Below are 14,145 nucleotides of genomic sequence, written 5' to 3'. Positions count from 1 at the left end.
GCTATTTGTAACTCCGTTGGCTCGGTTTCACCACTTCATAATTCAATTCTTCTTTATGCAGTTCCCAGGCATGATCACCTTTGTATTCCCATGCTGATACATACATGAATTTATCGTCATGCCGTAATGCCTCGCCTTCTTCAGTCTGATGTTCTTCACGAAAGTGGCCACCACAACTTTCTTCACGCTGCAACGCATCTTTACACATCAGTTCTCCTAATTCAATAAAGTCAGCAACACGACCAGCTTTATCTAATTCAGGATTCATTTCATTTATACCACCCGGAATTTTTACATCACTCCAGAACTCTTTTTTCAGCTGCTGAATTTCTGTAATGGCTTCCTGTAAGCCTTGTGCATTGCGTGCCATACCGCATTTATCCCACATGATCTTGCCCAAACGCTTATGTAAACTTTCAACAGTTTGTTTGCCTTTGATGTTCATCAACATGTTGATGCGATCTGCCACTTTCTTTTCTGCTTCTTCAAATGCAGGATGCGAAGTTGGAATTGCATTTGTACGAATTTCCTCAGCTAGATAATTTCCAACTGTGTAAGGGATAACAAAGTAGCCATCAGCTAAACCTTGCATCAATGCACTTGCGCCTAAACGGTTTGCACCATGATCGCTAAAGTTTGCTTCACCTAATGCATATAAACCAGGAACCGAAGTCATCAATTCATAATCAACCCATAATCCACCCATTGTATAGTGCACAGCAGGATAAATACGCATTGCAACTTCATATGGGTTTTCGCCTGTTATCTTTTCATACATATCAAACAGGTTACCGTATTTCTCTTTCACCACATCTTTACCCATTGCTATTATCTCATTCTGCGCAACATTATCACGACCTTGTTTCCCTGCTTCTATTTTTCCATATCGTTCTATAGCTGCAGCAAAATCAAGGAAAACCGCTTGCTTGGAAGAGCCTACCCCATAACCTGCATCACATCTTTCTTTTGCTGCACGTGATGCAACGTCTCTTGGTACAAGGTTACCAAATGCAGGATATCTTCTCTCCAGATAATAATCTCTTTCCTCTTCAGGTATTTCGTTTGCTTTTCTTGTATCGCCTTGTTTTTTGGGAACCCAGATTCTTCCGTCATTACGTAACGATTCAGACATCAACGTCAACTTACTTTGATGATCGCCCGTAACAGGAATACATGTCGGGTGAATCTGCGTAAAACATGGGTTGCCAAAATAAGCACCTGCTTTATGTGCTTTCCATGCAGCAGTTACATTACTGCCCATAGCGTTTGTCGAAAGATAAAAAACGTTGCCATAACCACCGGTGCACAACAATACTGCATGACCAAAATGTCTTTCTAATTTTCCATTTATTAAATCACGTGTTATAATACCACGCGCCTTACCATCTATCTTTACCACTTCCAGCATTTCATGGCGAGTGTACATTTTTACATTGCCCAATGCTATCTGTCGTTCCAATGCCTGATAGGCACCTATCAGTAACTGCTGACCGGTTTGTCCGGCTGCATAAAATGTTCTTTGCACCTGTGTTCCGCCGAATGATCGGTTGCTTAATAAACCACCATACTCACGAGCAAAAGGAACGCCCTGTGCCACGCATTGATCAATGATATTTGCGCTTACTTCTGCCAGCCTGTGTACATTGGCTTCACGTGAACGATAGTCGCCACCTTTTATGGTATCGTAAAACAAACGAAAAACACTGTCTCCATCATTCTGGTAATTCTTTGCAGCATTAATACCACCTTGCGCAGCAATTGAGTGTGCACGGCGCGGAGAATCCTGGAAACAAAATGCTTTTACTTTATAACCCAACTCACCCAGCGATGCAGCCGCAGATGCACCAGCCAAACCTGTGCCCACAATGATCACTTCTATCTTACGCTTATTGGTAGGATTCACCAGTTTACAATGTCCTTTATAATCTGTCCATTTATCATCTAATGGTCCTGCAGGAATTTTTGCGTCTATCATATGCTACAGTTTGTAGTTTCTGTTTACAGATATTTATGAACCCGGCTTTCTGTATTTCAATTGAACTTTTGTTGCGTCGCACTCTTGTACTTTCTTTTCAATGTGTATCATCCTCACATTTGCATATCATCATATCCGCACATCTATTTAATCCAGCCCAAATAAAAACTTATCGGCATCATGGCAAATGCAAGCGGAACGATGATTGCAAAACCATAACCCAATGATGATAACATAATATTGTATCTTTTGTTGTAAACCCCTAATGTTCGGAATGCACTTTGAAAGCCGTGGGCCAGATGATATGCTAAAGAAATGCAACCAACCACATAAACGATCACTACCCACAAGTGACTGAACTCTTCCTGCATTTTATCAAAGAGATTGATTTCTTCACCCAATAAAAACCCCTGGTGAGAACGGTTAGGAAACCAAAAATCTGAAAGGTGAATAACGAGGAACAACAAAACAATCGTTCCTAATAAACCCATACTACGGCTATACCATCTGCTTCCGCGATTGCCATAGCTTACTGCATATCCTTTGCTGCGCTTGCTTTGGTTAGATGCGGTAAGCATATACCCCTGAACAATGTGTAAAATAAATCCAACGAACAAGCCAATTTCAAGTACACGCGGTACAACTGTACCCCCCATAAAATGTGCCCCCGCATTAAACATTTGTCCACCATCGTTTGCCCAGATACAGGCATTTAACCCAACGTGAACAATTAAAAAGAGAATCAGGAAAACTCCTGTGAGCGCCATTACTAATTTTCTGCCGATAGAGGAGGTAAAGACTTGTTTCCAGGTCATATAGCGTTGTTGTATGTGAGAAAATCGCCGCAAAAATACGTCACGAACGCCAGTTTACAGTTATTGAAAAAAATATTTTTGACATTAGCATGTAATTGCTCAACAAAACGATTTAAAAACATGCTGAATAACGAGATAGAATTACAAGAGTGCGACGCAACAAAAGTTCAATGCTTATTCTGGAGCCGGGTCCATAAAATTTCTCATCTTGCTTTTCGCCCGTTTATCTAAAAAAAAGATTTTGTTGCCTATGCTTTGTTACTTTTGAAATATGTTCAAATCGCTCTCCATATTCTGGAACAGTTTTAAAATGAGTGTGCAGGAATTGAATAACAATAAACTGCGTAGCTCGCTATCGCTTATTGGTATTGCGTTTGGCATATTTTGTATCATTGGTGTACTGGCAACAGTGGGTAGTCTTGAAGCTAAAATGCAGAAAGATATTTCAGCACTTGGTTCTAATACCATTTATATAGATAAGTGGCAATATGGCGGCGGCGATGGTGGCGATTATCCCTGGTGGAAATATGTAAACAGGCCTGAACCTAAATATAATGAAGTGGCTTTTATTAAAAATACCAGCACACTTGCCAAACACGTAAGCTACTTTAACTCCACCAATTCAACAGTTACCTTTGAAAACAACCAGCTTAATAATGTAGGTATCTACGGAGTAAGCGATGAGTTTTCAGAATTGCAAACGATCAATATTGCATATGGCCGTTATCTTAACAGTACTGAGTTTACACGTGGTAATCCTGTTTGCGTAATAGGCAATGAAATAGCAACTCAATTATTTGATAAGCCTGAAAGAGCAATTGACAAAGAAGTTACATTCGACGGCAAAAAATTTGATGTAGTAGGAGTTATCGAAAAGCAAGGTCAGAGCTTTGTTGGTGGTTTCGATTACGACCATTGCGTTATACTTACGTATCGCAGTTATGCTTCTGTATATGACGTAAATGGTAATTTTTCTCAACCGTTTATTATGGTAAACGGAAAAGATAATATCGCCACCACAGCACTTATTGATGAGCTAAGAGGTATTATGAGACAGGCTCGCAGACTTAGCCCGAAGCAGGAAGATAATTTTGCACTTAACGATATTAATCTATTTAGCCAACAGTTAAGCGGATTCTTTGGCCAGGTAGATATTGGCGGTGCTGTGATTGCTTTTTTAAGTTTATTGGTAGGTGGTTTTGGTGTTGCCAATATTATGTTTGTAACTGTGAGAGAAAGAACCAGCCAGATAGGGCTGAAGAAAGCGATTGGCGCCAAAAGAAAAACGATACTGTTAGAGTTCCTTCTGGAAAGCGCTTTTCTCTGCATCATCGGTGGCCTGATAGGATTATTGATGGTAGGTGGTCTTGCATTGGTGCTTAGTGGCATTCTTCCTTTTCCTATTGTCATATCAACCAATGTAATGGTACTTGCTTTTATTATCTGCCTTATACTTGGTGTGTTGTCGGGCATCATCCCTGCATCAATTGCTGCAAAAATGAATCCTGTTGTAGCTATCCGTAGTAAATAATTTAGTTACGGGCTTTTTGCTTTACATGGCATCTTCGTTGCGTCGCAAACCGACGGAGAAGGTTCTTAAACATTAAAATAAACAGCAAGTGGGCATTCCTTTCATTTGCAGAACAGGAATGATGCTTTTCTTAAATGATAGATAGTACATTTGCAGCCTTATAAAAACATGGCTACAATACTTGCAATAGAATCTTCATGCGATGAAACTTCTGCTTCTGTTTGTGTTGATGGAAGAATTCTTTCCAACTTTATTGCCAATCAAACAGTGCACGAAAAGTATGGTGGCGTGGTTCCTGAGTTAGCAAGCCGTGCACATATGCAGAATATTGTACCCGTTGTTGATGCTGCTATAAAGAAAGCTGCAGAAATTCATGATTCGCCATTCACTATTCACGATATTGATGCCGTTGCTTTTACACAAGCGCCGGGATTGATTGGAAGTTTATTGGTAGGCACACAATTTGCCAAATCATTGGCATTGGCACTAGACAAACCATTGATTGCCGTGCATCACATGCAGGCGCATGTTTTGGCTAATCTTATTGCAGATCCTAAACCGGGTTTTCCATTTTTATGTTTAACAGTAAGTGGCGGTCATACACAAATTGTTCTCGCCAATTCTCCTTATGACCTAAAAGTTATCGGCGAAACCATTGATGATGCTGCAGGAGAAGCATTTGATAAAAGTGCTAAGTTGCTGGGTCTTCCTTATCCCGGCGGACCACTAATAGATAAATATGCACAACAGGGCAACCCACTTGCATTCAAATTTGCAGAACCACAAATACCTGAGCTCAATTTTTCTTTTAGTGGTTTAAAAACATCTGTCTTATATTTTTTACAGGCGCAACAAAAAGAAGATGCAAGTTTCATTGAAAAAAATCTCAATGATCTTTGTGCATCTGTTCAATATACCATCATCAATATTTTAATAAAGAAACTGAAGAAAGCAGTTAAGCAAACAGGCGTAAAAAATGTTTGCATTGCTGGCGGTGTAAGTGCTAACAGCGGTTTGCGCAAGGAATTAAAAGAAAACGGTGATAAAAATGGTTGGAGCACATTTATTCCTGCATTTGAATATTGCACTGATAATGCTGCCATGATCGCAATAACTGCTTACTATAAATATTTAAATAAAGAATTTGCTGCACTTGATATAAGCCCGACTGCAAGAGCTGAATGGTAAAGAATGAGCTCTTTTGCTCAATCAGCATGACTGCACCACGCTGCATAATGAACAGAACGTACAAGTGAGTGACACAACCAAAGCTTCATAGCAATATTGCAGTTTGTAGCATAAAAACTTCTCTTCAAATTTTTTGGCCAGCGATTTTATCAGTAGTTTCAAGCCCATGAGCAAGCAAACTACTGCACTGAAAAAAGTACTGAAGCCAGTGCATTTGTGGGCCTTGGCAGTTGGCCTTGTTATCTCCGGAGAATATTTTGGCTGGAACTATGGCTGGGGCGTTGCAGGTACCTTGGGTTTTTTAATTGCAACATTACTCGTTACTGTTTTATATATCACATTCATTTTTAGTTTTACTGAACTTACTACTGCTATACCGCATGCAGGGGGACCATTTGCCTATGCATACAAAGCATACGGGCCATTAGGCGGATTGATTGCGGGCTATGCGACACTTATAGAGTTTGTGTTTGCGCCACCAGCCATTGCATTTGCGTTGGGCAGCTACGTGCATTTTTTAAACGATAGTATTCCTGTTATGTACACTGCAGTTGGTTGTTATGTTGTGTTTACACTTATAAACTTATTAGGTATAAAGGAATCCGCGGTTTTCAATTTGATCGTTACTATTCTTGCGGTTATCGAATTACTGATATTTCTTGGAATTGTTGCCCCGCATTTTGAAACAGGAAATTTTATGCGCAACAATATGCCTTATGGTGTAGCGGGAATATTTGCTGCATTGCCATTTGCTGTTTGGTTCTATCTTGGCATTGAAGGCGTGGCGATGGTTGCAGAAGAAGTAACAGAACCGCGTCGTAATATTCCCAAAGGATATATACTTGGCATTGCAACGTTAGTGATACTTGCGTTAGGCGTTATGATCTTCTCAGGTGGTATCGGTGATTGGCAAGCATTGAGTAGGATTGATTATCCGTTGCCGGAATCTATAAGTATGGTGCTGGGCAAAACAAACAGCTGGACGAAAATTTTTGCAGGCATTGGCTTGTTTGGATTGATTGCTTCTTTTCATGGATTGATCATTGGTTATTCAAGACAAATCTTTGCATTATCAAGAAGTGGATTTCTTCCAACTGCATTAAGTGTGGTAAATAAAAAGTTCCGAACGCCGCACTGGGCGCTTATTGCAGGCGGTATTGTTGGTTTGATCTCTCTTTACTCTGGCACAACAGATAAAGTAATTATTATATCGGCGCTTGGTGCAGTTGTTATGTATTGCACCAGCATGATGAGTTTGTTAAAGATGAAAAAGCAACTGCATGATGCAGCAACTTTCAAAACACCTTTGTATCCATGGTTTCCAATTATAGCGTTAGCGTTATCATTTGTTTGTTTGATCGCCATCATCTGGTACAATTTTTATTTGAGCCTGATTTTCTTTACGGGTCTTGCAATTGCGTTAATGATCTTTGTGGCGCTTGGAAAACATAAACAACCTGTAGAAGATGAATTACTCGAAGCAGTTGAAGAGACAATTTTATGAACCAGACTTTGGTGCTGCTATTAAACTTTCGTTGCGTCGCACTCTTGTACTGAAGAATAAAATTCACCAAGTGAAAAGTCAAACGTGAAACGTGAAAATCTTCATATTTAATTTTCACAAAACAGAATAACAACGTTGTTATACAAACATACCATACAACAACACACTTATCAATTCAATGATCTAAAAACATTGATGGCAAAAGCAACGCCCTTCAGAAGTGGCGATGCATTGGCGGGTTTTGCTGCTGAAACCTACCAGGAAAGAGTTGCCGCACAAATGTGTTTGGCAGATGTTCCACTGAAAACATTTTTGAATGAAGCTGTTATTCCATACGAGCAGGATGAAATAACAAGGCTCATTACAGATGCACATGATAAGAATGCATTTACTTTAATCAGTTCATTCACAGTTGGTCAGTTAAGAGATTGGTTATTGAGTGATGCTGCTGATACACATACATTGCAACAAATGCAATTTGCTTTTACACCGGAGATGATCGCAGCAGTTAGCAAGATCATGCGCAACCAGGATCTTATTCTTGCCGCACAAAAATGCGAAGTAGTTACACGTTTCAGAAATACTATTGGCTTAAAAGGAAGATTCTCTGCGAGGCTGCAGCCTAATCATCCTACAGATGACCCAAAAGGAATTGCAGCAAGTATCGTGGATGGCTTATTGTATGCAAGCGGCGATGCAGTAATTGGTATTAATCCTGCAACAGATAGCCCTGCACATGTTTATACTTTATTGCAGATGCTTGATGGGTTGATCAATAAATTTTCTATCCCAACACAATCATGTGTATTGTGTCATCTTACAACAACTATTCAATTAATTAAGCAAGGCGCACCTGTTGATCTTGCATTTCAATCTATTGGCGGAACAGAAAAAACAAACGGCAGCTTTGGCGTAAATCTTTCTTTATTGAAAGAAGCATATGACGCAGCCTTATCATTGAACCGGGGAACAGTTGGTAAAAACGTTATGTACTTTGAAACGGGACAAGGCTCTTCTTTATCTGCTAATGCAAATGAAGGTGTTGACCAGCAAACATGCGAAGCAAGAAGCTATGCAGTAGCCAGACATTTTAAACCACATATTGTAAATTCTGTTGTTGGTTTTATTGGTCCTGAGTATTTGTATGATGGTAAACAAATAATGCGTGCGGCATTGGAAGATCATTTCTGCGCAAAGATGCTTGGTGTACCCATGGGCATGGATGTTTGCTATACCAACCATGCAGAAGCAGATCAGGATGATATGGATAACCTATTAATACTTCTTGGCGTTGCAGGTTGCAATTTTATCATTGGCGTTCCTGGTGCAGATGATATAATGCTCAATTATCAATCAACTTCTTTTCATGATACTTTGTTCGTAAGAAAAGCTTTGAATTTAAGACCTGCCCCTGAGTTTGAATCATGGCTAATAAAACAAGGTGTTATTGATGAAACAGGTAACCAGTTACCTGTAAATGCCTCACATAAATTATTATTGCAATCATTTTGATAGAAAAGAAAGATCATATTAACCATGTGGATGCATGGACATCATTGCGCAGTTTTACGAATGCAAGAATTGCATTGGGCAGAACAGGTGTTTCAGTTCCCATAGAGGAAGCATTACAATTCAAAATGGCACATGCTAATGCAAGAGATGCCGTCTTCTCTCATTTCGAGAAAGAGCAAATTTTTACTGCACTTCAATTATTTCAGCAACCGGTTTTCTTTTTACGTAGCAGCGCAACAGACAGGCATGTTTATTTACAAAGGCCGGATCTTGGCAGAAGATTAAATGAAAAATCAATAAATAAACTCAACAACTTCAAAAGCAAAGGGTATGATATATGTATCTGCATTGCTGATGGCTTATCATCAACTGCAGTAAATATGCATGCAGTAAATCTTTTATTGCTATTGGTTCCAATGTTGCGGGAACAAAAAATTTCTATTGCTCCGTTTTGTATTGTTGAACAAGGTCGTGTTGCAGTAAGTGATGAGACCGGAAATTTATTAAAAGTAAAACTATCTGTTATATTAATTGGTGAAAGGCCGGGTCTCACTGCTGCAGACAGCATGAGCGCATATCTAACTTATAATCCATCAGTTGGTCTGACGGATGAATCAAGAAACTGTATTTCCAACATAAGACCCGAAGGAATGAGCTACGCAACTGCTGCGGATAAAATTTTCTATATGATTACTGAATCGATACGTTTAAAAATATCAGGAGTGCATTTAAAAGATAACATTAAAGCAATAAGCTAACCTATTTTTAAGCAACAATAATGGATCGTCAGTTTTTTTATGGACTTATATAACTACACAAATCTTATTAAATTCTTGTACAATTTTGGCATTTTTCAGCCAGCATTCTTTTTTTGAAACATTAATTCAGAAGTGGTAAAAAAACTTCTTGCATATATCCAAAGTGAAACTTATCTTACAGCAGTTTTTTAAGGGTTTAGGGTTGAAAAAAGCCGCGATAGTCTTATCGTGGCTATTTTTTTGCAGGTATATTATTATCAATATCTACAATTGTTTTAAGTGTGCAGTTAATATTTCTGCACACAAAATTTCAACGAGGATCATACTTAAAAAGGAATAGAGAATTTATTTGTTTCGCAATTAAACAAGCAGATGAGTTGTGCTGCATAAAGAATAGAAAGTACAAGAGTGCGACGCAAGGGAAGCATAATTGTTTTTGTGTAGCCGGGCTAAAAAAAAGATACTTAATTTATACGAGCTGTTCCTGATCCGATCTGTGCAACATATACCTTTAACTCTTTTCGCATAGCTTTAGCATAAGCAGCCTTTAACTGATATGTAAGTTCATCCACAGCTTCGTTTTTGACAAGGTTAATGGTACAGCCGCCAAAACCTCCGCCCATCATGCGTGCACCGGCTACTGCAGGATTATTTTTTACATAATCCACAAGAAAATCAAGTTCTGAGCAACTTACTTCATATAAATTACTTAGACCCATATGCGTCTCATACATCTTTAAGCCGAACGCTTCTATATCATTTTTCTCCAGGTCGATACAAGCTTCCTGCAAACGTTCAATTTCTTCTACCACAAACCTGCATCGCTGATATACTTCTTTATTTTGAGGTTGTACATATTTATTGAGCATGCTTATATCCACATCTCGCAAGCTGTTTATGCCTGAAATATGTTGCTGCACAAGGCTTACACCGGTTTCGCATTGCTGTCGTCTTACATTATACTGAGATGAAGCGAGTGTATGTTTAACATTGGTATCAAAGAGTATCACTTTATAACCATCAAGGTTAAGTGGTTCATATTGGTATTCCAGTGAGCGGCAATCGAGTTTTATCACATGATTTTGTTTACCGAACATACTTGCAAACATATCCATAATACCACACTGAAGCCCTACATATTCATTCTCTGCTTTCTGTGCAATTTTAACCATTTCCAGTTTGGTTAAGCCTGCCTGCAACCATTCATTCAAAGCAAAAGCAACGGCACATTCTATAGCAGCAGAAGAAGAAAGGCCTGCTCCTATCGGAATATCCGCAGTTAGTGCGGCATCAAAACCATTAATGGTAAAACCTGTTTTTTTGAACTGGTCTGTAACGCCAAGGATATAATCATACCAGGCATGTTTCAAAGAAGGGATAAGAGCGCTAGTAGTTGTTTCATATTCTTCCCCGAGATCAACAGAAAACAAATGAATGATGTTATCCTTACGTGGTGTAATAGCAACCCACGCAGCTTTATCAATTGCGGCAGGCAGTACAAAGCCCTCGTTATAATCAGTATGCTCACCAATAAGGTTAATTCTTCCGGGAGAACGGACCACTAAAGTTTCTTTATTTATATAAGATTTTAGTTTCTCCGGAATACTATATTTTTTTTCAGTTGCGGAAACCTCTTGCGTAAGCTTGCTCATTGTATAAGGTTATAAAAGTGAAGAATGCCTTCACATTTTTATGAATATGGTTGACCGTAAAACAGCGTAATCGTTTACACAATGCTACGAATTTTATAAGCAATAAATAATGAAAAGCTCTTTAAAATAATTGAAGAGGAAAATAAAGCTGTAAACAATGTATCAATTATTTCAACCTGGCAGCCAGCATTTCTTTTACTCCACCAAACCATTCATCTTTTAAAATGCTTAGCACTATTGAATCCCGGCGGCCGCCATCACGTTTTGGCATATTACGCCTTAACACACCATCCACTTTACAGCCAATACTTTTCATTGCAGCAATACTTCTTGCGTTATCATTATCGGCCCTGAATTCCACCCGCTCCATACCTGTATTTTCAAATGCAAAGGAGAGCAATAAAAATTTGCAATGCCTGTTAAGACCTGTTCCCTGAAAATTTTGACCATACCATGTGTACCCAAGTTGTAAGGTTTGAAAGGGTAAGTTGATATCATAGAACCTGGTGCTGCCCGCATATTCATTTTTCATCTTATCAAATACTATAAAAGGATATTCCCTGCATTCTTTTCTTGCATCGAGAGCCAGTTGCAGGTAATAAGAAAGCCCTTCCTCACCTGCAGCAGTTACAAGAGAAAATTTCCAAAGATCAGGTTCATTCATTGCAAATGGTAATAAAAAAGAATGGTCTTCTTTTTGTAAAGGCCTTAGTAACACGCGTTCGTCTTCTAAAATATAATTTTTTGAACAATCAAATTTCTCTTCCATACAACAATATTTAAGCTTATTCTGGTGTTAAAATTCAGCTATTCCTTATTTTCACAAAAGGTTAATTTTGTACCAGGCTTTTTGCAAATATGAGACTTCCGTTGCGTCGCACACTTAAGCGCCTTGTTCGCTTTTCAGCAGGTACGTCATTATAATACTTCTCTTCGATTGCCGCCAGATGAAGATGACACCTAAAGAGGTGTAAAAGAAATAAATTTTAGATATTGCACCCAATTTAAAATATACGCTATGTGTGGAATTGTTGGATATACAGGAAAGAGACAGGCTTACCCGGTGATCATAAAAGGTCTCAAAAGACTTGAATATCGTGGATATGACAGTGCTGGTGTGGCACTTATTAATGATGGTCTGCATGTATTCAAAAAGAAAGGCCGTGTATCAGACCTTGAAGAATCGGTTGTTGGTGAAAACATTGGCGGTCATACAGGTATTGGCCATACACGTTGGGCCACACATGGAGAGCCAAGTGATCGCAATGCGCATCCGCACACTTCACAAAGCGGAAAAATAGCCATGATACATAACGGTATCATTGAGAATTATGCACAGATCAAAAAGGAGCTTACTGCAAAAGGCTACGTATTTAAAAGTGATACCGACACAGAAGTATTGCTAAATTTCATTGATGACATTCAGCAGAAAAACGAGTGTACACTGGAAGAAGCATTGCGCATTGCCTTACGCAGGGTTGTGGGTGCTTATTGTTTATTACTCATACATAAAGATGACCCGGAAACCATTATTGCAGCACGAAAAGGAAGCCCGCTGGTAATTGGTATTGGCAAAGATGAACATTTTCTAGCCAGTGATGCCTCACCAATTATTGAATACACCAAAGAAGTAGTATATGTGAATGATTACGAGATCGCCATAGTGAGACCTGATGAATTAATTCTAAAAAATCTTGGCAATGAAAAGCAAACACCTTTCATAACCAAACTTGATATGGAACTTGCTGCCATTGAAAAAGGCGGTTACGACCATTTCATGTTAAAAGAAATATTTGAACAACCACAAACGATCTATGATTGTTTACGTGGCCGTTTGGATGCAGTACATGGTAATATTATACTCAGTGGTATGAACCAGTATGCAGAACAGATCATGAATGCACCACGAATTATTATTCTTGCATGCGGTACAAGCTGGCATGCCGGCTTAGTGGCTGAATACATTATTGAAGAACTTTGCCGCATACCTGTAGAGGTAGAATATGCCTCTGAATTCAGATATCGCAATCCTGTTATTCATAAAGGCGATGTGATCATTGCTATTTCTCAAAGTGGGGAAACTGCAGATACATTAGTTGCAATAGAAACTGCAAAGGAACAAGGTGCTATTATACTTGGTATTGTTAATGTGGTAGGCTCTTCCATTGCACGTAAATCGCATGCAGGCGCTTATACACATGCAGGTCCCGAAATTGGTGTAGCAAGCACTAAGGCCTTTACGGCGCAGCTTGCTGTGCTTACAATGATCGCATTGAAAATAGCGCATGAAAAAGGTTCTATCAATAATGAACGTTTTATGCACCTGTGCAAAGAACTGGCAGATATTCCCGAGAAAGTAGCATTGGTTTTAACACAGGCTGAAGCGATAAAAGTACTTGCAGAAAAATATAAAGATGCTACAGATGCACTATACCTTGGCCGTGGCTATAACTTCCCTATTGCTTTGGAGGGCGCATTAAAGCTAAAAGAGATTTCTTATATACATGCAGAAGGTTATCCTGCAGCAGAAATGAAACATGGACCGATTGCTCTCGTAACCGACACTTTGCCTGTAGTTTTTGTTGCCACCAAAGATTCATACCACGAAAAGGTAGTGAGCAATATGCAGGAAATAAAAGCACGCAAGGGCAGAGTAATAGCTGTAATTACTGAAGGTGATACTATTTCACCCACGCTTGCAGACGATGTTATTATTATGCCACCTGCAGATGAAATAGTAGCGCCCATGCTTAGTACCATACCTATGCAATTGCTTGCATATTATATTGGTGTGGCAAAAGGCTATGATGTAGATAAACCAAGGAACCTTGCCAAAAGTGTGACGGTGGAATAATTAATTATAAACAGAATGGACAGACATTAATTACCGTAATGCCTGCCTGAATGTTACATTTAAGCTGATTATTTGTTCATGTTATTGTATAATTACCGGCATAAAAAGTTTGCTTTTGACCGGATATCTTTTAATAAATGGCATTACTCATTAGCAAATTTTTCAGTATGTCTAGGTTATATTCATCATTAAAATTAATTATCTTGCAAACATTGTGTTAGTTAAGCTGATAATCCAATTTTTAAGTTTCGTGTTACTGCAGCAATAAAAGCAGGTTTCTTTACTTTCTTTGGAAAAGTTACTTTAGTTTATTAATGCAGCCCTTCTGCAATCCCAATATAAATGTCCACCTATTT

General features: G+C 38.8%; 10 protein-coding genes. 6 read left to right on the top strand and 4 right to left on the bottom strand.

All coding sequences use genetic code 11. The annotated features are described in order from the left end of the window. Position 1 precedes the first annotated feature (1 nt). Both FRZ67_RS21200 and FRZ67_RS21195 read right to left on the bottom strand, forming a co-directional pair. Positions 2 to 1,975: a fumarate reductase/succinate dehydrogenase flavoprotein subunit gene (locus FRZ67_RS21200; RefSeq protein WP_147192569.1), complete on the bottom strand. Its 1,974-nt coding sequence runs from the start codon at positions 1,973 to 1,975 to the stop codon at positions 2 to 4. Between the two features lie 143 nt (positions 1,976 to 2,118). Next, positions 2,119 to 2,790 carry a succinate dehydrogenase cytochrome b subunit gene (locus FRZ67_RS21195; protein WP_147192568.1) on the bottom strand — a complete coding sequence of 224 codons (672 nt, stop codon included), beginning with the start codon at positions 2,788 to 2,790 and terminating at the stop codon, positions 2,119 to 2,121. Positions 2,791 to 3,061: 271 nt separating this feature from the next. On the opposite strand from FRZ67_RS21195, the gene FRZ67_RS21190 reads away from it, so the two are divergent. From FRZ67_RS21190 to eutC, 5 genes are all read left to right on the top strand, one after another. Then, positions 3,062 to 4,321: an ABC transporter permease gene (locus FRZ67_RS21190; protein WP_147192567.1), complete on the top strand. Its 1,260-nt coding sequence runs from the start codon at positions 3,062 to 3,064 to the stop codon at positions 4,319 to 4,321. A 168-nt stretch (positions 4,322 to 4,489) separates the two neighbouring features. Further along, the gene (tsaD, locus tag FRZ67_RS21185; protein WP_147192566.1) at positions 4,490 to 5,509 is read left to right on the top strand and encodes a tRNA (adenosine(37)-N6)-threonylcarbamoyltransferase complex transferase subunit TsaD; all 1,020 of its coding nucleotides are present in this window, start codon (positions 4,490 to 4,492) and stop codon (positions 5,507 to 5,509) included. Positions 5,510 to 5,675: 166 nt separating this feature from the next. Continuing rightward, positions 5,676 to 7,013 carry an ethanolamine permease gene (gene eat / locus FRZ67_RS21180; RefSeq protein WP_147192565.1) on the top strand — a complete coding sequence of 446 codons (1,338 nt, stop codon included), beginning with the start codon at positions 5,676 to 5,678 and terminating at the stop codon, positions 7,011 to 7,013. 135 nt (positions 7,014 to 7,148) lie between these two features. Beyond that, entirely contained in the window at positions 7,149 to 8,525 is a 1,377-nt protein-coding gene (locus tag FRZ67_RS21175; RefSeq protein WP_147192564.1) for an ethanolamine ammonia-lyase subunit EutB, read from the top strand. Continuing rightward, positions 8,522 to 9,283 (top strand): ethanolamine ammonia-lyase subunit EutC, encoded by a 762-nt coding sequence (eutC, locus tag FRZ67_RS21170; RefSeq protein WP_225975427.1) that lies wholly within the window; start codon positions 8,522 to 8,524, stop codon positions 9,281 to 9,283. The genes FRZ67_RS21175 and eutC overlap by 4 nt, the downstream gene beginning before the upstream one ends. Before the next feature lie 464 nt (positions 9,284 to 9,747). Here eutC and galK read toward each other — a convergent pair whose 3' ends face one another. Then, a complete protein-coding gene (gene galK, locus FRZ67_RS21165) occupies positions 9,748 to 10,935 on the bottom strand; it encodes a galactokinase (protein ID WP_147192563.1) in 1,188 nt (395 codons plus the stop codon). Positions 10,936 to 11,101: 166 nt separating this feature from the next. Continuing rightward, complete coding sequence (locus FRZ67_RS21160; protein WP_147192562.1) at positions 11,102 to 11,704, bottom strand: GNAT family N-acetyltransferase; 603 nt, start codon at positions 11,702 to 11,704, stop codon at positions 11,102 to 11,104. 249 nt (positions 11,705 to 11,953) lie between these two features. Here FRZ67_RS21160 and glmS point away from each other — a divergent pair, with 249 nt between their 5' ends. Then, the gene (glmS, locus tag FRZ67_RS21155) at positions 11,954 to 13,789 is read left to right on the top strand and encodes a glutamine--fructose-6-phosphate transaminase (isomerizing) (protein ID WP_147192561.1); all 1,836 of its coding nucleotides are present in this window, start codon (positions 11,954 to 11,956) and stop codon (positions 13,787 to 13,789) included. The last annotated feature ends 356 nt before the right edge of the window (positions 13,790 to 14,145 follow it).

It is taken from the genome of Panacibacter ginsenosidivorans (assembly GCF_007971225.1).
GTDB lineage: Bacteria > Bacteroidota > Bacteroidia > Chitinophagales > Chitinophagaceae > Panacibacter > Panacibacter ginsenosidivorans.
This window is presented reverse-complemented; position numbering and strand designations above follow the sequence as displayed.